General features: G+C 64.7%; 18 protein-coding genes. 15 read left to right on the forward strand and 3 right to left on the reverse strand.

The features are described from left to right. Positions 1 to 372: 372 nt before the first annotated feature. The 6 genes from iolE (FJ414_RS04190) to iolG all read left to right on the forward strand — a co-directional run bounded on the left by iolE (FJ414_RS04190) (position 373) and on the right by iolG (position 6,460). A complete protein-coding gene (gene iolE, locus FJ414_RS04190) occupies positions 373 to 1,302 on the forward strand; it encodes a myo-inosose-2 dehydratase (RefSeq protein WP_140641603.1) in 930 nt (309 codons plus the stop codon). After that, positions 1,292 to 2,134, forward strand: a complete 843-nt coding sequence (locus tag FJ414_RS04195) for a polysaccharide deacetylase family protein (RefSeq protein ID WP_140641605.1) — start codon at positions 1,292 to 1,294, stop codon at positions 2,132 to 2,134. Before iolE (FJ414_RS04190) ends, FJ414_RS04195 begins: the two co-directional genes overlap by 11 nt. A gap of 103 nt (positions 2,135 to 2,237) precedes the next feature. Next, positions 2,238 to 3,218, forward strand: a complete 981-nt coding sequence (locus FJ414_RS04200; protein ID WP_140641607.1) for a sugar ABC transporter substrate-binding protein — start codon at positions 2,238 to 2,240, stop codon at positions 3,216 to 3,218. A 195-nt stretch (positions 3,219 to 3,413) separates the two neighbouring features. After that, positions 3,414 to 4,523 (forward strand): ABC transporter permease, encoded by a 1,110-nt coding sequence (locus FJ414_RS04205; RefSeq protein WP_226892047.1) that lies wholly within the window; start codon positions 3,414 to 3,416, stop codon positions 4,521 to 4,523. 3 nt (positions 4,524 to 4,526) lie between these two features. Then, positions 4,527 to 5,345: an ATP-binding cassette domain-containing protein gene (locus FJ414_RS04210; protein WP_140641611.1), complete on the forward strand. Its 819-nt coding sequence runs from the start codon at positions 4,527 to 4,529 to the stop codon at positions 5,343 to 5,345. 122 nt (positions 5,346 to 5,467) lie between these two features. Beyond that, positions 5,468 to 6,460 (forward strand): inositol 2-dehydrogenase, encoded by a 993-nt coding sequence (gene iolG, locus FJ414_RS04215; RefSeq protein ID WP_140641613.1) that lies wholly within the window; start codon positions 5,468 to 5,470, stop codon positions 6,458 to 6,460. On the opposite strand, the gene FJ414_RS04220 is transcribed toward iolG, so the two are convergent. After that, entirely contained in the window at positions 6,457 to 7,593 is a 1,137-nt protein-coding gene (locus FJ414_RS04220) for a Gfo/Idh/MocA family oxidoreductase (protein WP_140641615.1), read from the reverse strand. The genes iolG and FJ414_RS04220 overlap by 4 nt on opposite strands. Before the next feature lie 248 nt (positions 7,594 to 7,841). On the opposite strand from FJ414_RS04220, the gene FJ414_RS04225 reads away from it, so the two are divergent. The 9 genes from FJ414_RS04225 to phnN all read left to right on the forward strand — a co-directional run bounded on the left by FJ414_RS04225 (position 7,842) and on the right by phnN (position 17,937). Beyond that, positions 7,842 to 8,687, forward strand: coding sequence for a MurR/RpiR family transcriptional regulator (locus FJ414_RS04225; RefSeq protein WP_181175512.1), 846 nt, complete (start codon positions 7,842 to 7,844; stop codon positions 8,685 to 8,687). A gap of 154 nt (positions 8,688 to 8,841) precedes the next feature. Continuing rightward, positions 8,842 to 10,776, forward strand: a complete 1,935-nt coding sequence (gene iolC, locus FJ414_RS04230) for a 5-dehydro-2-deoxygluconokinase (RefSeq protein ID WP_140641619.1) — start codon at positions 8,842 to 8,844, stop codon at positions 10,774 to 10,776. A 36-nt stretch (positions 10,777 to 10,812) separates the two neighbouring features. Continuing rightward, positions 10,813 to 12,657: a 3D-(3,5/4)-trihydroxycyclohexane-1,2-dione acylhydrolase (decyclizing) gene (iolD, locus tag FJ414_RS04235; RefSeq protein ID WP_140641621.1), complete on the forward strand. Its 1,845-nt coding sequence runs from the start codon at positions 10,813 to 10,815 to the stop codon at positions 12,655 to 12,657. 42 nt (positions 12,658 to 12,699) lie between these two features. After that, positions 12,700 to 13,614 (forward strand): myo-inosose-2 dehydratase, encoded by a 915-nt coding sequence (gene iolE / locus FJ414_RS04240; RefSeq protein WP_140641623.1) that lies wholly within the window; start codon positions 12,700 to 12,702, stop codon positions 13,612 to 13,614. A gap of 82 nt (positions 13,615 to 13,696) precedes the next feature. Next, the gene (locus tag FJ414_RS04245; protein ID WP_140641625.1) at positions 13,697 to 13,909 is read left to right on the forward strand and encodes a DUF3329 domain-containing protein; all 213 of its coding nucleotides are present in this window, start codon (positions 13,697 to 13,699) and stop codon (positions 13,907 to 13,909) included. 376 nt (positions 13,910 to 14,285) lie between these two features. Then, positions 14,286 to 15,098 carry a 5-deoxy-glucuronate isomerase gene (iolB, locus tag FJ414_RS04250; protein WP_140641627.1) on the forward strand — a complete coding sequence of 271 codons (813 nt, stop codon included), beginning with the start codon at positions 14,286 to 14,288 and terminating at the stop codon, positions 15,096 to 15,098. Positions 15,099 to 15,344: 246 nt separating this feature from the next. Then, positions 15,345 to 16,052: a DUF1045 domain-containing protein gene (locus FJ414_RS04255; RefSeq protein ID WP_140641629.1), complete on the forward strand. Its 708-nt coding sequence runs from the start codon at positions 15,345 to 15,347 to the stop codon at positions 16,050 to 16,052. Between the two features lie 122 nt (positions 16,053 to 16,174). After that, positions 16,175 to 17,314, forward strand: coding sequence for an alpha-D-ribose 1-methylphosphonate 5-triphosphate diphosphatase (locus tag FJ414_RS04260; protein ID WP_140641631.1), 1,140 nt, complete (start codon positions 16,175 to 16,177; stop codon positions 17,312 to 17,314). Continuing rightward, a complete protein-coding gene (phnN, locus tag FJ414_RS04265; RefSeq protein ID WP_181166885.1) occupies positions 17,311 to 17,937 on the forward strand; it encodes a phosphonate metabolism protein/1,5-bisphosphokinase (PRPP-forming) PhnN in 627 nt (208 codons plus the stop codon). The genes FJ414_RS04260 and phnN overlap by 4 nt, the downstream gene beginning before the upstream one ends. A gap of 152 nt (positions 17,938 to 18,089) precedes the next feature. On the opposite strand, the gene FJ414_RS04270 is transcribed toward phnN, so the two are convergent. Next, a complete protein-coding gene (locus FJ414_RS04270) occupies positions 18,090 to 18,905 on the reverse strand; it encodes an ATP-binding cassette domain-containing protein (RefSeq protein WP_140641633.1) in 816 nt (271 codons plus the stop codon). Continuing rightward, the gene (locus tag FJ414_RS04275) at positions 18,905 to 19,642 is read right to left on the reverse strand and encodes an ABC transporter permease (RefSeq protein WP_319022997.1); all 738 of its coding nucleotides are present in this window, start codon (positions 19,640 to 19,642) and stop codon (positions 18,905 to 18,907) included. The genes FJ414_RS04270 and FJ414_RS04275 overlap by 1 nt, the downstream gene beginning before the upstream one ends. Position 19,643: the final 1 nt, after the last annotated feature.

Consider the following 19,643-nt stretch of genomic DNA (forward strand, 5'->3'; position numbering starts at 1 on the left):
ATCTCCCCCCTTGCGGGGGAGATGTCCGGCAGGACAGAGGGGGGTGCCTCGCGCCGACGATGGCCGCCGGTGCTGCGTGAGCGCTTGCAAATCTCCCATCCCCCATCCTGCCACAGCCGCACGCCGGCACAAACTGGTTCCTTCATTTTCCGGAAAACTGGCCCTCGCGGGGGAGACAGAGCGGGATAGACTTCCCGCACTGACGTTGGGGTAAGACGTCGAAGACGAGGCAAGTTGGGCGGGGTGCGCTGGGAGGGCGTCCTGCCAAACGAAACGGCAGGATTTCGCGCCCTGTCGCCAGCAATCGCAGCCATCTCCTCCCGAGATCAGACACCCCGCAGCCGTCCCCGGCTGCGGGGCGGAAAGCGAGCAATGACGACAGTTCGACTTGGCATAAACCCGATCACCTGGACCAATGACGACGTGCCGGAACTGGGCGGCGACACGCCGCTCGAGACCTGCCTGAGCGAAACCGCCGAGGCCGGCTATGCCGGCACCGAGCTCGGCGGCAAGTTCCCGCGCGACAGCCGGACGCTCAGGCCCATTCTCGACCATTACGGGCTGGCGCTGGTCTCCGGCTGGTATGACGGGCGCATCTGCGAGAACGATGTGGACGAGGAATTCGAGGCGATCCGGCCGCATCTGACGCTGCTTCGAGACCTCGGCGCCAGGCGCGTCGTCTATGCCGACACCTCGCGCGGCCGGCATGGCGCGATCCACGACCCGATCTCGCAGCGGCCGAAGCTGATGGATGGGGAATGGAAGGCCTATGGCGCCAAGATCACCCGGCTCGCCGAGCGTTTTTCCGATTTCGGCGTCGGCATGGCCTTCCACCACCACATGGGCACCATCGTCGAGACCGACGCGGAGATCGACAGGCTGATGCACACAAGCGGCGAGGCGGTCGGCCTGCTTTACGATACCGGGCACTGCGCCTTTTCGGGCGGCGACCCGGAGCAATTGCTGCGCCGGCATGTCGAGCGCGTCGTGCATGTGCATTGCAAGGATGTGCGCCCGGCAGCGCTGAAGAAGGCGCGCGACGCCGACATGAGCTTCATGGGCGCGGTGATGGAAGGCATCTTCACCGTGCCGGGCGACGGCGCGATCGACTATCCGACGCTGCTGAAGATCCTCGCCGACCAGGGCTATTCCGGCTGGCTGGTGGTCGAAGCCGAGCAGGATCCGGCCAAGGCGCACCCCTTGACCTATGCGACGATGGGCTACCGCAACCTGAAGCGATTGGCGCAAGACGCGGGCTTCTACGTGCACGAGCGCGCACAGGAGGTCCGCCATGCCGGCTGAACGCAAGGTCGTCATCAACATCGACGATGTCGGCATGTGCCACGGCGCCAATGTCGCCTATCTGAAGCTGAAGCGCGCCGGCGCGGTCGACAGCGGCTCGGTGATGGTGCCTTGCCCGTGGTTCCTCGAGATCGCCGAAGAAGGCGCGAAAGACGCTTCGCTCAATCTCGGCGTCCACATCACGCTCACGTCGGAGAAAAAATACTATCGCTGGCGGCCGCTGACCAAGGCGAGCCAGGCGTCGGGCATCGTCGATAGCGACGGCTATCTGTTCCGCTCCGTGCCGGAATTGCGCGCCAGGGGCGAGCCGGACGCGGTCGAGGCCGAGATGCGGGCGCAGATCGACGCGGCATTGGTCGCCGGGCTCTCGCTCACCCATATCGACGGCCATATGGGCGCGGTGTTCTCGCCGGAATTCGTCGACCGCTATGCGGCGGTCGGCATCGACTACGGCCTGCCGACTTTGTTTCCGAAAAGCATTGCGGTCTACGGACCGATCCATAATCTCGGCAAGCTGGACGACGTCGTCTATGCCGCGCCGGGGAAACGGCTGGAGCAAGCCGGCCAGACGCTGGCGAGCGCCGTGCTGGAAACGCCCTGGCATCGCAACCAGCCGGCCCGCGCGCGCTATGAGGCGCTGTTCAACCAGATTGGCGAAGGGCTCAATTTCCTTTGCCTGCATGCCAATGCGCCCGGCGAGATCGAGGAGATCGAGCCGAATTCGGCGCAGATCCGCATCGATGAATTCGACCTGCTTCCAGACCCGGACTTCATGGCCTTCGTGGAAGGATTGTCCATCCGCCGCGGCTCGCTCCGGGATTTCCGGGCATGATCATGCCCGCAAGGAGAGACCTGCAATCATGACGAAATGGCCTGACCAGGGAGGGGGTCGAGGCCAATACTTGGGAACACAACAACAACTGAGGAGAACCACTATGAGTGCCTTATTCTCGATCCGGAATGTGCTCGGCGCCGCGGCGCTCTCGCTTGCTTTGGCCGGCGTCGGCATTCTGCCTGCGCCAGCCCAGGTGAAGAAGGAAAGCGATGTGCGCATCGTCTTCGTCACCCACGGCCAGGCCAACGACGTCTATTGGAGCGTGGTGAAGAACGGCATGCAGGCCGCCGCCCAGCAGCTCGGCGTCAAGGTCGAATACCAGGCGCCGGAAACCTTCGACGTGGTGCGCATGGCGCGCATGATCGAGGCGGCGACGGCGTCCAAGCCGGACGGGCTGGTCGTCTCCATCCCCGACATGGACGCGCTGAAGGCGCCGGTGGAAGCGGCCAAGGCGGCCGGCATTCCGGTGGTGGTCATCGACAGCGGCGAGGAAGCGGTGGAGCCCTGGGGCCTCGACCTCTTCGTCGGCGGCGGCTCGGAATACGACAATGGCGTCAAGGCCGGCGAGATCATGGCCAAGGCCGGCGTCAAGAAGGGCATCTGCATCAACCACGAAGTCGGCAATGTCAGCCTCGACAAGCGCTGCGAAGGCTATAATGACGGGCTGAAGAAGAGCGGCGGCTCCTCCGACGTGGTGGCGGCCACCATGGACCCGACCGACGTGACGCGCCGTGTCGAAGGCTATCTCACCGCGCATGCGGACGTCACCGGCGTGCTGACGCTCGGCCCGACCGTCGCGGCGCCGCTGCTCAAGATGTTTTCGGATGCCGGCACGATCGGCAACTACAAGATCGGCACCTTCGACCTGTCGCCCGAGATCCTCGATGCCGTCAGCAAGGGCACGATGATGTTCGGCATCGACAACCAGCAATATATGATGGGCTATTATCCCGTCGTCTTCCTGACCAACAAGGCGATGTACAAGACCTTCCCGACATCGGCCGTGCGCACCGGTCCGTCCTTCATCATGAAGGATGACGCGGCCGCCGTACGCGATCTCAGCAAGGCCGGCATCCGCTGATGCTATAATGGCCCGCTGGCGCTCTAAGATAGAGCATGATGTCGTCCGAAAACCGCTTCACACTTTTCGGCATCATGCTCTGGCCGGCGGGCACTTGTTGGACACGGAATCCGGACGGAAGCCAAGGCGCGGCCGCCGAACCTGCCGCTTCGGATTTTTCCTGGGGTGCCCTGGACGCTTATTGGGATGACGATCGTGACCGATGCACTGAACCCGGCCCATCCACCCGAGCCGAAGCCCGTTTCGCGACGCCTGGTGCGCCTGATGCGGCGGCCGGAGCTCGGCGCCATCACCGGCACGGTCATCGTCTTCCTCGCTTTCGGCATCACCGCCGGCAATAGCGGCCTGTTCTCGATGGCCGGCATCGCCAATTTCCTGCAGGTGTCGGCGCAGCTCGGCATCCTTGCCGCGGCGGTCGCGCTTCTGATGATCGGCGGCGAGTTCGACCTGTCGCTGGGTTCGATGATCGGCTTTGCCAGCGTCACAATCGGGCTTTGCGTCACCCAGTTCGGGCTGTCGATCCCCGCGGCGGTGGCGATCGCCTTCGTCATCGCCATCATCGTCGGCGCTTTGAACGGCATCCTTGTGGTGCGCACAAGGCTGCCCTCCTTCATCGTAACGCTAGCAGGCCTGTTCATCCTGCGCGGGCTGACGCTGGCCATCACGCGCACCGTCACCGGGCGCACGCAGATCCCCTATATCACCGACGGCCAGGAAGGCAGCTTCGTGGTCTGGCTGTTCGGCGGCAAGTTCGGCGCGCCGGTCTTCGCCTGGCTCGCCTCGCATGGCGTGATCGACGCCCGGCCCGACGGCTCGGCGATGGTGCAGGGCCTGTCGATGTCGATCCTGTGGTGGGTGGCGGTGACGGCCTTCGCCACATGGCTGCTGGTCAAGACGCGCTTCGGCAATTGGGTGTTCGCCGTCGGCGGCGACGACCGCGCGGCGCGCAATGTCGGCGTGCCGGTCGACCGGGTGAAGATCCTGCTGTTCATCGGCACGGCGCTGTCGGCGACGCTGTTCGCCGTCATCCAGGTGCTGGAAGCCGGCTCCGCCGACACGCTGCGCGGCACGCAGAAGGAGTTCCAGGCGATCATCGCGGCGGTGATCGGCGGCTGCCTGCTCACCGGCGGCTACGGCTCGGCGATCGGCGCCATGTTCGGCGCGCTGATCTTCGGCACGGTGGAGATGGGCATCTTCTACACCGGCATCGACACCGACTGGTTCCAGGTCTTCCTCGGCTCGATGCTGCTGATCGCAGTGCTGGTCAACAATTACGTGCGCCGCAAGGCGACGGAGGCGCGCTGACAGATGGCCGAGCCCGTTCCGCTCATCGAACTGCGCAACGTCACCCGCCGCTTCGGCTCGGTGACGGCGCTGCGCGACATGTCTTTCGCCGCGCATGCGGGCGAGGTCCACTGCCTGCTCGGCGACAACGGCGCCGGCAAGTCGACGCTGATCAAGACGCTGTCGGGCGTGCACACGCCGAGCGAAGGCCAGATGTATGTCGACGGCAAGCCGGTAACTTTTTCTTCGCCAAGGCAGGCCCTGGATGCCGGCATCGCCACCGTCTTCCAGGACCTGTCGATGATCCCGCTGATGAGCATCACCCGCAACTTCTTCCTCGGACGCGAGCCGGTGAAGGGCTGGGGACCCGCCAGGCGTATCGACATGAAGGCGGCCGATGCGATCGTCTATGACGAGCTCGGCAAGATCGGCATCAATGTGCGCGATCCGCAGCAGGCGGTGGGCACGCTTTCCGGCGGCGAGCGGCAGTGCGTGGCGATCGCGCGCGCCGTCTATCACGGGGCGCGGGTGCTGATCCTCGACGAGCCGACCTCGGCGCTCGGCGTGCACCAGGCCTCGATCGTGCTGCGCTATGTGGCGCAGGCGCGCCAGCGTGGGCTCGCCGTCATCTTCATCACCCACAACATCCACCACGCCTATCCGATCGGCGATGTCTTCACCATGCTCAACCGCGGCCGTTCGCTCGGCACGTTCCGCAAGGGCGAGATCACCGAGAAGGAGGTGCTCGACATGATGGCCGGCGGCCGCGAGATCCGCGAATTGCAGCAGGAACTGGAGCGCTTCAGCAAGCCGGGATCCGGCGCGGAAGCGGCTGCCCACTAGAGCATGATCCCGAAAAGTGGGAACCGGTTTTCTGAAAAGATCATGCTCCAACAAAGAGTTAGAGCAGGATGACGATTCAATGAAACGTCGTCCTGCTCTGAGGCATTACAGAAGGTAGAAAAATGATCGACGCCGCATTGTTCGGCGCCGGGCTGATCGGCTCGGTGCATGCGAAAAACCTTGCCCGGCATCCGGGGGTGCGCCTGCGCACTATCGTCGACCCGCGCCGCGACGCGGCTGAGCGCATCGCCACCGGAGCAGGCGCGGAGATCGCCGACACCGCAACCGTGATGAACGACCCGTCGATCAAGGCGGTGGTGATCGCTTCCGCCACCCGCACCCATGCCGACCTGATCGTCGAGGCCGCCGCCAAGGGAAAGGCGATCTTCTGCGAAAAGCCGATCGACCTCGACATCGCACGCACGGACGCATGTCTGGCGGCGGTCGAGAAGGCTGGCGTGCCCTTGCAAATCGGCTTCAACCGGCGCTTCGATCCGTCCTTCGCCGCCGTGAAGCGAAGGATCGAGGCCGGCGAGATCGGCGCGGTCGAGCAGGTGATCATAACCAGCCGCGACCCGGAGGCGGAGACCGAGGAGGCGCTGGCCGGCGGCGGCGGCGTGTTCCGCGAGATGACCATCCATGATTTCGACATGGCGCGTTTCCTGCTCGGCGAAGAGCCGGTGGAGCTCTTCGCGACCGGCTCCTCGCTGGTCGAACCCTACTATGCCACGCTCGGCGATTACGACACGGCGATGTTCATCCTGCGCACCGCGTCGGGCCGGCAGTGCCACATCAACAACAGCGTGCGCGCCGTCTATGGCTACGACCAGCGCATCGAGGTGCATGGCTCGAAGGGCATGCTGCAGGCCGGCAACCGCACGCCGACCTCTGTCAGTCTCAGCGGCGAGAACGGGATCACCGCAGACCGGCCGCTTTATTTCTTCGTCGAGCGCTATGCCCAATCCTACGAGGCGGAGATCGACCATTTCATCCAGTCGGTCGCCGCAGGGCGGAAGCCGGTGGTCGGCGCGGCGGACGGGCGCAAGGCGATGATCCTGTGCGAGGCAGCACTTGCCTCGGCCAAGTCCGGCCGCTTCGAGCCGGTTCGATTCTAAGGCGTGACGCCTTGCCCGCTGCCCTGTCTCACATCCACCCAGCGCTGCTCCTGGAACGAACGCGCCATGGCATGCACGGTGCGCTCGATCTCCAGCCCCTCGTCGAAGTCGATGATGCGGGCCGGCCTGCCGGCGATGCGCATCAAGAGCTCGCGGCATTCGATCATCTTGAGGTCGTTGAAGCCGAGGCCGTGACCGGGCGCCGGCAGGAAGGAATCGTAGGGCTTGTGGTGCGGCGCGACCAGGACGGTGCGGTAGCCCTGTTCGGTCGGCCGGTCGGCGGTGAGGTAGAGCTGGAATTCGTTCATCCGCTCCTGGTCGTAGAGGATCGAGCCCTTCGAGCCGAAGATCTGGATGGCGATGCGGCCCTTGCGGCCCCAGGCCGAGCGATTGACCATGAGCGTGCCGGCAACGCCGTTTTCCAGACGCATCAAGACGCTGGCGATGTCGTAGGTCTCGACCGCGCGGCGGGCGCCGGAAGCGGTCTTGCGGTCGGCATAGGGTTTGACCATGTCGCACATGACACGGGAAACACGGCCGAACAGCACCTTGATCAGCGACAGCGGATGGACGGCGAAATCGTCGAGCGCGCCATAACCGGACGAAGCCTCGTGCTTCCAGAAGAACAGCGCTTCCGAGTCGGCCATGAAATCCTCGTCCATCTCGATGCGCACGAGGTTGACGTCGCCGATGATCTTTTCCTCCAGCAGCGCGCCGATATGGCGGATGGCGGGGTTCTGGATGTAGTTGTAGCCGAGCACGGCGACCTTGCCGGATTGCTTCGCCGCGGCCGCCATGGTCTCGGCCTCGGCGAAGCTCGGCGCCATCGGCTTCTCGCACCACAGATGCTTGCCGGCTTGGAGGATGGCGACCGCCATTTCGGGGTGGAACTGGTTGGGCGTGGTCAGCGAGACGATTTCGACGTCCGGATCCTCGACCACGGCGCGCCAGTCGCCGGAGCCTTTTGCGAAGCCGAATTCGCCGGCCTTGCGCCGGGCAAGCTCGTCATTCACCTCGCCCAGATGCACCAGTTTCGGCTTCTCGACATCGGGAAAGACCGTGCCCACCGCATTCCAGGCGATGGCGTGGCACTTGCCCATGAAGCCCGTGCCGATGAGGCCCACTCCGACCATGTCGATTGTCTCCGCGCCAGAGCAATTCCAGGAAAAGTGCCGAGCGGTTTTCCGTCCGGAATTGCGTCAACAAACAGATGGAGCGGTTGCGTGAAAGCGGAATCGCTCCGGGGAAATACTGATGTGGATGAATTAGTCCATTTTGGTAAAGAATGGAACATCCAAATCATTTTTTATGGTGTTCTTGCGCGAACTCGTTATGATGAGGCAGGAGAGGGGCAAACCTTATGGGCGTGGGCGGAGCGACGATGGACGAACGGGTGCCTCGCGATTTCGAAACGCTGCGCGCGACGATCCTGGACAGGCGCGCGAGCCTGCCCAAGCGCATTGCGCAGATCGCCGCCTATGCGCTCGACAACCCCGACGACATCGCTTTCGGCACGGCGGCAAGCATCGCCGCCTCGGCCGGCGTTCAGCCCTCGACGCTGATCCGTTTTGCCCAGCAGCTCGGCTTCGACGGATTCACCAGCCTGCAGCAGGTTTTCCGGGAGCGGCTGCGCGAACGCAACTCCTCCTATGACGAGCGGCTGGCGGCGCTGCGCGCCAAGGCCGAGGACGGCGGCGGGCATCGGGCGATCTTCGACGGCTTCGTCGCCGCCGCCAGCACCTCGCTGGGCGATATTTCTCGCGCGCTGAACGACGGGCATTTCGAAGAGGCGGTGGCGCTTCTGGCGAAGGCCGAGACGATCTATGTGCTGGCCAAACGCCGATCCTATCCGGTGGCGTCCTACATCGCCTATGCGCTGGGCAAGCTCAAGATCCGCAACCAGCTGGTGGAATCGGCCGCCGGCCTGAATGCCGAGATGATCGGCTTCGCCACGCCGCGCGACGCAGTCATCGCCATCAGCTTCTCGCCCTATGCGCCGGCGACCATCGACGAGACGCGCTCGATCGCGGAACAGGGCGTACCGATCGTGGCGATCACCGACTCGTCCTTCTCGCCGCTGGCGCAATTCGCAAAGGTCTGGTTCGAGGTCGCCGAGGCCGATTTCGGCGGTTTCCGCTCGATCTCGGCGACGATGGCGCTGGCCATGGCGCTGACCGTCGCCGTCGGCGAGAAGCGCCGCGAAGCCGGGCGCCGGCGCAAGGGCTGAGCCTCGCCGAGGAGCGCTTTTCGGCATGGGAACGCTCATTCCATATTGACTGTAGATTGGAATTAATATTTCATATTGACGACACCACGCCGTCGCTGGCGCGTGCTGTCCAAAACGACGCTGCTCTATCCAACAAGGCCGATGGGAGGTTCGAATGGGCGAAGCCGTGGAAGGGAAATACCCGCCGCTCGACGTCATCACCATCGGCCGCGCCTCGGTCGATCTCTATGGCCAGCAGATCGGCTCGCGGCTGGAGGACATTGCCTCCTTCGCCAAGTCGGTCGGCGGCTGTCCGGCCAATATTTCCGTTGGCACGGCAAGGCTCGGCCTGCGCTCGGCGTTGCTGACGCGCGTCGGCGATGAGCAGATGGGCCGCTTCATCCGCGAGCAGCTTCGGCGCGAGGGCGTGTCGGTCGACGGGCTGAAGACCGACAAGGAACGGCTGACGGCGCTGGTGCTGCTTTCGGTCGAGAGCGAAGGCGTCTCGCCGATGATCTTCTACCGCTCCGACTGCGCCGACATGGCGCTTGCCGAAGAAGACATCGACGAAGCCTTCATCGCCTCGGCACGTTCCGTGGTCGTCACCGGCACGCATTTCTCGCGGCCCAATTCGGATGCCGCGCAGCGCAAGGCGATCCGCCTGATGAAGGCCAAGGGCGGCAAGGTCGTGTTCGATATCGATTACCGTCCGAACCTCTGGGGCCTTGCCGGCCATGCCGAGGGTTTCGAGCGCTATGTCAAATCCGACCGCGTCTCGGCGCAGCTGAAGACGGTGCTGCCGGATTGCGATCTCATCGTCGGCACCGAGGAGGAGATCATGATCGCGTCGGGCGCCGACGATTGCCTGAGCGCGCTGAAGACGATCCGCGCGCTGTCGTCGGCCACCATCGTGCTCAAGCGTGGCGCCAAGGGCTGCATCGTCTATGACGGCCCGATCAGCGACGACCTCGAGGACGGCATCGTCGGCAAGGGTTTCCCGATCGAGATCTACAATGTGCTGGGCGCCGGCGACGCCTTCATGTCGGGCTTCCTGCGTGGCTGGCTGGGCGGCGAGAGTTTTGCCACCGCCGCGACCTGGGCCAATGCCTGCGGCGCCTTCGCCGTGTCGCGCCTGCTTTGCGCGCCGGAATACCCGACCTTCGAGGAGCTGCAGTTCTTTTTGAAGCACGGCAGCAAGCACCTGGCGCTGCGCAAGGACGAGGCGATCAACCACATCCATTGGGCGACGACGCGGCGGCGCGATATCCCCTCGCTGATGGCTTTGGCCTGTGACCATCGTGTCCAGCTCGAAGACGTTGCCGCCAAGGTCGGCGCCGACGTTTCGCGCATCCCAGACTTCAAGGTGCTCACCGTCAAGGCGGCGGCAAAAGCCGCCGCCGGCCGCGACGGCTACGGCATGTTGATCGACGAGAAATACGGGCGCGACGCGATGTTCGAATTCGCACGCCATCCCTTCGCCTGGCTCGGGCGTCCCGTCGAATTGCCCGGATCGCGGCCGCTGCGCTTCGAGTTCTCGCAGGATATCGGCTCGCAGCTCACCGAATGGCCGGTCGACCATTGCATCAAATGCCTGTGCTTCTACCACCCGGACGACCCGGAAGCGCTCAAAGTCGAGCAGCAGCAGAAGCTGCGCGCTTTGTTCGAGGCGGCGAGGAAGGTAGGCCGGGAACTGCTGGTCGAGATCATCGCCGGCAAGCATGGCAAGCTCGACGACACCACCATTCCGCGCGTGCTGGAGGAACTTTATGTGCTGGGCATCAAGCCGGACTGGTGGAAGCTCGAGCCGCAGGCTTCGGCGGGCGCCTGGGCGAAGATCGAACAGGTGATCGTCAGGAACGATCCCTGGTGCCGCGGCGTCGTGCTGCTCGGGCTCGAAGCGCCACAGGACGAGCTGGTCGCGGCCTTCGCGGCAACCGCCAACGCGCCGATCGTCAAAGGTTTTGCCGTCGGCCGCACCATCTTCATCAACGCCGCCGAACAATGGCTGGCCGGCAGGATGTCGGATGACGAAGCGGTGGCCGACATGGCCGCGCGCTTCGAGCAGCTGACCGAGGCGTGGCTTGCCGCGCGCGGCCGCAAGGCCGCATAAGAAAAACGGCGTCAACGAAAGCCGGAGGAAACGACAATGAGCAAGACCGTTCGCCTGACCATGGCGCAGGCCCTAACCCGCTTTCTCAGCCGGCAAATGACCGAGATCGACGGGAAGACGGTGCCGATCTTCGGCGGCGTCTGGGCGATCTTCGGCCATGGCAACGTCGCCGGCGTCGGTGAGGCGCTCTATCAGGTGCGCGACGAGTTGCCGACCTTCCGCGCCCATAACGAGCAGGCGATGGCGCATGCGGCGATCGCCTATGGCAAGGCGAATTTCCGCCGCCGCTTCATGGCCGCGACCTCTTCGATCGGCCCCGGCGCGCTCAACATGGTGACGGCGGCGGCGCTGGCGCATGTGAACCGGTTGCCCGTCCTGTTTTTGCCCGGCGATGTCTTTGCCAACCGCCTGCCCGACCCGGTGCTGCAACAGGCCGAGGATTTTTCCGACGGTACGGCGACTGTCAACGACTGCTTCCGGCCCGTATCGCGCTATTTCGACCGCATCACCCGGCCGGAGCAGATCATCCCGGCGCTGAACCGCGCCTTGCAGGTGCTGACCGATCCGGCCGAATGCGGCCCGGTCACGCTCTCGCTCTGCCAGGACGTGCAGGCCGAGGCCTATGATTATCCCGAAAGCCTGTTTGCCGAACGCGTCTGGACGCCGCGCCGGCTGCGCCCGGACCGCAATGAACTGGCCGCCGCCGTCGCGGCATTGAAGGGCGCCAAGAAGCCACTGGTGATCGCCGGCGGCGGGGTGCTCTATTCGCAGGCTTCAAGCGAACTGGCCAAACTGGTGCAGGGCGCCGGCATCCCCGTCTGCGAAACGCAGGGCGGCAAATCCTCGCTGCCGGACGATCATCCGCTCAACATGGCGGCCGTCGGCGTGACCGGCACCTCCGCCGCCAACCGGCTGGCCGAGGAAGCCGATGTCGTGCTTGCCGTCGGCACCAGGCTGCAGGACTTCACCACCGGCTCCTGGGCGCTGTTCAAGAATGCCGGCCGCACCATCATCGGCCTGAACACCCAGGTTTTCGACGCCGGCAAGCATTGGGCCTTGCCGCTGGTCGCCGATGCCGCCGAGGGTCTGGCCGAATTGGCTTCCGCGCTGAAGGGCTGGAAGGCGCCGGCCGCCTGGACCGACAATGCGCTGAAGGGCAAGACAGAATGGCAGGCCGCCGCCGCCAAGGTGACGGCCTCGACCAACGCGGCCTATCCTTCCGACGCGCAGGTGATCGGCGCCGTGCAGCGGGCGATGGGCTCCGATGTGACGCTGCTGCATGCCGCCGGCGGCCTGCCCGGCGAATTGCACAAGCTCTGGCAGGCCGGCGCGCCGGGCTCCTACCATGCCGAATACGGCTTCTCGACCATGGGCTACGAGATCGCCGGCGGGCTCGGCGTCAAGATGGCCAAGCCCGACCAGGAGGTCGTCGTCATGGTCGGGGACGGCTCCTATCTGATGCTCAATTCCGAGATCGCCACCTCGGTGATGCTGGGCCTCAAGCTCACCATCGTGCTGCTCGACAATCGCGGCTATGGCTGCATCAACCGGCTGCAGATGGCGACCGGCGGTGCCAATTTCAACAATCTCCTGAAGGACGCCCGCCACGAGGTGATGCCCGACGTCGACTTCGCCGCCCATGCGGCGAGCCTCGGCGCCGTCGCCGAGAAGGTGGCGTCGATCGCGGAACTGGAGACGGCGCTGGCCAAGGCCAAAAACAATGACAAGACGACGGTGCTGGTCATCGACACCGATCCGCTGGTGTCGACCGATGCCGGCGGCCATTGGTGGGATGTCGCCGTGCCGGAAGTCTCCGCGCGGCCCCAGGTGAACGCCGCGCGCAAGAAATACGAGGAAGCCGTGGACGGCCGGCAAGGCTGAGCCGGCGTCCGCCTCATAATGAACTGACATCGGAGCGAAGACTTGAAAGCCAAACTGGGCATGTCCCCCATAGCGTGGTGGAACGACGATCTCGTGGAACTGAGCGATGACGTGTCGCTGGAGGAGTGTCTGCGCCAGTCGCGCTCGGCGGGCTTCACCGGCATGGAGATGGGCCGCCGCTTCCCCAACGACCCGAAGGTGATGCTGCCGATCCTGAGAGAGGCCGACGTCACGCTTTGCGGCGGCTGGTTCTCCGGCACGCTGGTCAATGAGGACATGGCCAGGAACAAGGACCGCATCCAGCCGATGATCGACCTGTTCAAGGCGGTCGACGCGCCCTGCATCGTCTATGGCGAGGTCGGCCGCTCCATCCAGGGCGATCGTTCAAAACCCTTGGCCACCAAGCCGACGCTTACCGGCGACGAGATGAAGGCCTATGGCCGCCGCGTCACCGAATTCGGCGAATGGTGCGCGAACCAAGGCATGCCGCTTTCCTACCACCATCACATGGCGGCGGTGGTCGAGACCGAGCCGGAGCTCGACGCTTTCATGCGCCATTCCGGCGAAGGAATTCCGCTTTTGCTCGATGCCGGCCATCTGGCCTTTGCCGGCGGCGACGTGCTGCGCGCCATCGACAACCACCACAAGCGCATCAACCACGTCCATGTGAAGGACGTACGAATGGGCATCATCGGAGGGCTCGACCGCTCAAAACAGTCCTTCCTCGATGCCGTGGCGCTCGGCGCCTTCACCGTGCCGGGCGACGGCTCGCTCGATTTCGGCGCCATCGTCCAGCGGTTCGCCGATCATGGCTATGAGGGTTGGTTCGTCGTGGAAGCCGAGCAGGATCCGAAGAAGAACCCGCCGCTCAAGATGGCTCAGGTCGGCCACAAGGAGTTGATGCGGGTGATGACGGCCGCCGGCTACACGGTCGAAACGCAGGGTTTTCCGGCCTGAACGGTGGATTGGTCATGAATGATGGATTAGTCCGGGCACTCGGTCTATCTGATGCGCTTTGGGCAAATCCTGGATTGGCGCGATGAAAGACTATGAGCACCCCTTCTTCCGGCCGCTGTGGCGCCGCATCGCCGTCGTCGCGGTCTGCCTGGTCTGGTCGGTGATCGAGTTCGCCTCCGGCACGCCGTTCTGGGGCGTCATCGCGCTCGGCTTCGCCGGGTATGCCGTGTGGCAGTTTTTCTGCCTCTACAAGCCGGCGGAAGAGGCTAAGCCTCCGACCGAGCCAAAGGAATGAAGCATCGATGGCGCATAGGTTGTTACAGTTCGGATGTTGCGTGTCTAGAGGGTCACATGCGTCGATAATTGGCCGAAACGCCCGTCGCGTCGTCATCCTAGGGCGGAGCAAGGAGCGTAGCGACGCGGCGCAGACCCTAGGATCCATGCCGTGACTTTGAAGTGTTGCGACCGTGCAGAACTCTGCACAGCTGCGCCCTTCGACTGAGGTAACGGCATGGATTCTAGGGTCTCCGCGACGGAGCTACGCTCCTGCTTCGCCCTAGAATGACGAAGTTTGGAGGGATCCGGCCAATCTCCGAGGTTCGCGATCGAATGGTGAATCCTGACCGCAAGCAGGCCTGAAAATCGAAGCGCCCAGGAATTAGGAGACAAAAATGTCGAAACTGCTCGTCAAGGCCGACAAGGGCCACGGCCATGTCGCTCATGTCACGCCGCAAAGCGCCGGCTGGACCTATGTCGGTTTCGATCTGCATCGGCTTCGTCCGGGCGAGACGGTGTCCGGCAAGACCGGCGACCGCGAGGTCTGCCTGGTCTTCGTCACCGGCAAGGGCAAGGCGTCGGCCGGCGGCAAGGACCTCGGCCTGCTCGGCAAGCGCATGTCGCCCTTCGAAGGCAAGCCTTGGTCGGTCTATGTGCCGGAAGGCGCTGATTGGTCCGTGACGGCCGATACCGAACTGGAGCTTGCCGTCTGCTCGGCGCCGGGCTTAAGCGGCGGCCTGCCGGTGCGCGTCATCGGACCAGACGATCTCGGCCAGGAGGTGCGCGGCAAGGGCACCAACACGCGCTACGTCACCAACATCCTGCCCGAGGGCAAGCCGGCGGATTCGCTGCTGGTGGTCGAGGTGATCACGCCCGGCGGCCACACGTCGAGCTATCCGCCGCACAAGCACGACCAGGACAATCTGCCGGCCGAATCCTATCTCGAGGAGACCTATTATCACCGCCTCAACCCGCCGCAGGGCTTTGCCTTCCAACGCGTCTACACCGATGCCGACCGCAACGGCGTGCGCGAGCTGGACGAGGCGATGGCGATCGAGGACGGCGATGTCGTGCTGGTGCCGAAGGGCTATCATCCCTGCGCGGCCTGCCACGGCTACGACCTCTATTACCTCAATGTCATGGCCGGACCGAAGCGGACGTGGAAATTCCACAACGCGCCCGAGCACGAGTGGCTGATGAAGGCCTGATCGGCACGCCGGCAAAGCCGTTGGTCCAGCCCGGAAAAATCGTCGGCTAACGAGCTCCGTGCTGGACTTGCCTTCGAAAACCCACGAAAGCTTCGTCAATCCGTCATGGAAATCACCTATGGCAGCGGTTCCGGTGCATGTCGCCGCAAGCGCTCCGGCGTTTTGGGCCACGACCTGCCAAGACAATGACTTGAAGCGCGTCGCATATTCCTTCGGGGCGCGCAGCGCGCTTGACAAGGAACGCCCATGCGCTACGCGATCTACTACACCCCGGGGCAGGACGAGAAGCTGGCGCGCATTGCCGCCAACTGGCTAGGCCGCGACCCGTTCGGCGCGGCGACGCGGCCGGTCGAGGCCGTGGGCGATCTTTCGGCCGCGGAAGTCGCTTTCCATACCGCCTCCGCCAGGCGCTACGGGTTCCATGCGACGCTGAAAGCCCCGTTCCGGCTGGCGCCGAACGAGACGGAAGCTTCGCTGCGCGCCGCGCTCGACGCTTTCGCCGGGGCGACGCCGCCTGTGATCATCCCGCGTCTCGTCGTCGGCCAGATCGACGGCTTCTTCGCGCTGGTTCCGGAAACGCAGTTTGCCCCGCTCAACGATTTCGCCGGCGAGGTGGTGCGCGCCTTCGATCCGTTCCGCGCGCCGCTGACCGAGGCCGAGATCGAGCGCCGCAGCCCCGATGCGCTGAAGCCGGACGAGTTCCGCAACCTTTGCCAATGGGGCTATCCTTACGTCTTCGACACGTTCCGCTTCCACATGACGCTGTCGGGGCGGGTCGGGCCACAGGAAAGCCCACGTCTTCGTGCGGCGATCGACGGCCTGTTCGCCGACGTGCTGCGGCAGCCGGTGCCGGTGGATGCGCTGACATTGTTCGTCGAAAGCGAGCCCGGCGCCCCGTTCATGGTGCTTTCCCATCATGCGCTTGGCCGCAGGCCTGCCCGCAAGACCGCATAGGACGGATCAGCGGAAACGCTGAACCGCCCTATCTTTTTGTTTACGCAATTCCGGACGGAAAACCGCAAAGCACTTTTCCTGGAATTGCTCTGAAACGACTGCTTGAGATAGGACCGCCCGAGATGACCGCCGAAACCGTTCTCACCAATGCCCGCATCGTGCTGCCCGATGAAATTGTCGAGGGCTCGCTGTTGTTGCGCGACGGCCTGATCGCCGCCGTCGAGCCGGGGGCTGCCCGCGCCGGCGAGGACATGGGCGGCGATTACATCATCCCGGGTCTCGTCGAGCTGCACACCGATCACCTCGAAGGCCACTACGCGCCGCGCCCGAAAGTGCGCTGGAACCCGATCGCCGCCGTGCTTGCCCATGACGCCCAGGTGGCGACCGCCGGCATCACCACGGTGCTCGACGCCCTGCGCGTCGGCATGGACGAGGATGCCGACCTGAAATCCGACGACGTTCGCAAGCTGGCCGACGCGATCGAGGACAGCGTGCGCCAGGACCGGCTCAGGGCCGACCATTTCATCCATCTGCGCTGCGAGGTCTCGGCGCCGGACTGCCTCGAGGCTTTCGCTAATTTCGAGACCGACGAGCGGGTTAAGCTCGCCTCGCTGATGGACCATGCGCCCGGACAGCGCCAGTTCGTCAACCTCGAGACCTATGCCTACTACTACCAGCGCAAGCTGAAGCTGACGGACCGCGACTTCCAGAAATTCTGCGAGAAGCGGATGGCCGAATCGGCCCGCAATTCCGGTCCGAACCGCGTCTTCATCTCGGCCGCCTGCCAGGAGCGCGGCATCGTGCTGGCGAGCCATGACGACGCGACCGCCGGCCATGTGGACGAAGCGATCGAGCAGGGCGTGCGCGTCGCCGAGTTCCCGACGACGGAAGAGGCGGCCAAGGCTTCGAAAGCCGCAGGCCTCGGGGTGCTGATGGGCGCGCCGAACGTCATGCGCGGCGCCTCGCATTCCGGCAATGTCTCGGCGCGCACGCTTGCCGCTGACGGCCTGCTCGACATCCTGTCGTCCGACTACATCCCCTTCAGCCTGATCCAGTCGGCCTTCTTCCTCGGCGATGTCGTCGAGGGCATCTCGCTGCCGCAGGCGGTCGCCATGGTCTCGAAGAACCCGGCCGAAGCGATCGGCCTCGCCGACCGCGGCGTCATCGAGCTCGACCGCCGGGCCGACCTGGTGCGGGTGCGCGTCGACGACCATGTGCCGGTCGTGCGCACCGTGTGGCGCCAGGGCCGCCGGGTCGCATGATGGTCTCGGCCCTCATCGAGCGCGAGCTGGCCGAGAGCCTGCCGATCCGCAACGGCGTCTTCGTCGCGGTGGTGGGACCGAGCGGCGCCGGCAAGGATACGCTGATCGGCTACGCCAAGCAGCGCTTCGCCGGCGAGACGCGGCTGGAATTCGTGCGCCGCGTCATCACCAGGCCGAGCGACACGGCAAGCGAGGACCACGACACGCTGGCCGACGCCGCCTTTGCCGAAGCGGAGGCCGACGGCGCCTTCTCGCTGTGCTGGGACGCGCATGGCCTGCGCTATGGCCTGCCGGCCGATGTCGACTGGGCCGTGGCGAACGGCCACGTGGCGGTCGCCAACGTGTCGCGCGCGGTCATCCCGGCGCTGCGCGAACGCTACGCCAATCTGGCCGTGGTCGAGATCACCGCGGCGCCGGAGATTCTCGCGGAACGGCTGGCGGCGCGCGGCCGCGAATCACGCGGCGAAGTGCTTGCCCGCCTGGCGCGCAGCACAAACGTCAAGCTGACAGGACCGGACATCACGTCGATCGACAATGGCGGCGACAAGGAGGTCGCCGGCGAACGCTTTGCCGAGGTGCTGCGCAAGGCGATGGCGTTCTCCGACCTGTCGGACATGATCTAAGATATGCTGATATTCAGGTGAGCCCGGCCTACAAGTAGCGGCTCCGGTGCTCACGTACTTAAGTACGCTCCGCTCCGGTTCTCGGAAGCCACCACTTTCGGCTCGGCCTGACCTGAATCTCAGCGCATCTTGGTGCCGAGCAAGGTCCGTCCTCACTTGTTGAAGTTGGCGATGAACTGCTTGAACTGGGGCGTCGGCGGCCTGGCGAACATCTCCTTCGGCTCGCCGGCCGAATCCACGTCGCCCTTGTGCAGGAACATCACCTTGCTCGACACGTCGCGGGCAAAGCCCATTTCATGGGTCACGACCAGCATGGTGCGCCCTTCTTCGGCAAGCGAGCGCATGACGCGCAGCACCTCGCCGACCAGTTCCGGATCGAGCGCGGATGTCGGCTCGTCGAACAGCATCACCTTGGGATTCATCGCCAGCGCGCGGGCGATCGCAGCGCGCTGCTGCTGGCCGCCCGACATATGCGGCGGATAGTAGTTTCGGCGCTCCCAGATGCCGACGCGCTTCAGCAATGCCTCGGCCTGCTCCAGGCACTCCGCGCGCGGCCGCTTCAGCACATGCGTCGGCGCGGCGACGAGGTTTTCCAGCACGGTCATGTGCGACCAGAGATTGAAGCTCTGGAAAACCATGGCGAGGTTGGCGCGGATCCGCTCCACCTGGCGGATGTCAGCCGGCATTTGGTGGCCGTCGCGGCCCCGCTTCATCCGGATGAGCTCGCCATCCACGCGCACTTCGCCGGAATCCGGGGTCTCCAGGAGATTGATGCAGCGCAGCATCGTGCTCTTGCCGGACCCCGAGGAGCCGAGGATCGAAATCACATCGCCCTTGTGGGCTTCCAGAGAAATGCCCTTGAGCACCTCGTGATCGCCGAAGCATTTGCGCAGGTCCTTGACGCTGATGGCTGCCTTGTCGTCCGGGGACGATGCCGCTTGCGCGGCAGCGGCGACATTTGCCGACATCACAACACCTCCGGTACGGATTTGATTTGCTGGCTCTGCTCGGGCGGGGGACGCAGATGCGGTGAAAGCCGGTATTCGACCCAGGCGAACAGCCGGGCGATCGACAGGTTGAGAAGCAGGTAGATCACACCGGCGCAGGTCAGCACCTCGATCGGCCGGAACGTGTCGTGCTGGATCTTTTGCGCCGTTCCCATCATCTCCATGATGGTGACGACGGACGCGAGCGCGGTCGCCTTGGTCATGAGGATGATTTCGGTCGAATAGGCCGGCAGGGCAAGCCGCAGCGCGATCGGCAGCGTGACGAGGCGAAAGCGGGTGAAGGCCGACATGCCGAACGCCTTGGCCGCCTCGATCTGGCCGACAGGTACTGCCCGCAGCGCGCCGCGGAAGATCTCGCTCTCATAGGCGGCTGTGTTCAAGGCCATGGCGACGATCGTGCAATACATCGGATCGCGCAGGATCGGCCACAGGATCGGGCTGTGGCGAACGAAATCGAACTGGGAGAGCCCGAAATAGATCAGATAGAGCTGCACCAGCAGCGGCGAGCCGCGGAAGACGAAGACATAGGCGCGGGTAAAATATTCGCCGAACTTATAGCCGGAAGCCCGCAACCAGGTCAGGCCGGTGGCGATGAGGAGGCCGAAGGCGATGCCGAAGAACCAGATCTCGAGCGTCAGCGGCAGCGCCTTCAGCACGCTCCACATGGTCGAAAGGTAGAAGTCGAAATCCACCGCCACC

It is taken from the genome of Mesorhizobium sp. B3-1-6 (assembly GCF_006439555.1).
In the GTDB taxonomy this organism is placed as follows: domain Bacteria; phylum Pseudomonadota; class Alphaproteobacteria; order Rhizobiales; family Rhizobiaceae; genus Mesorhizobium.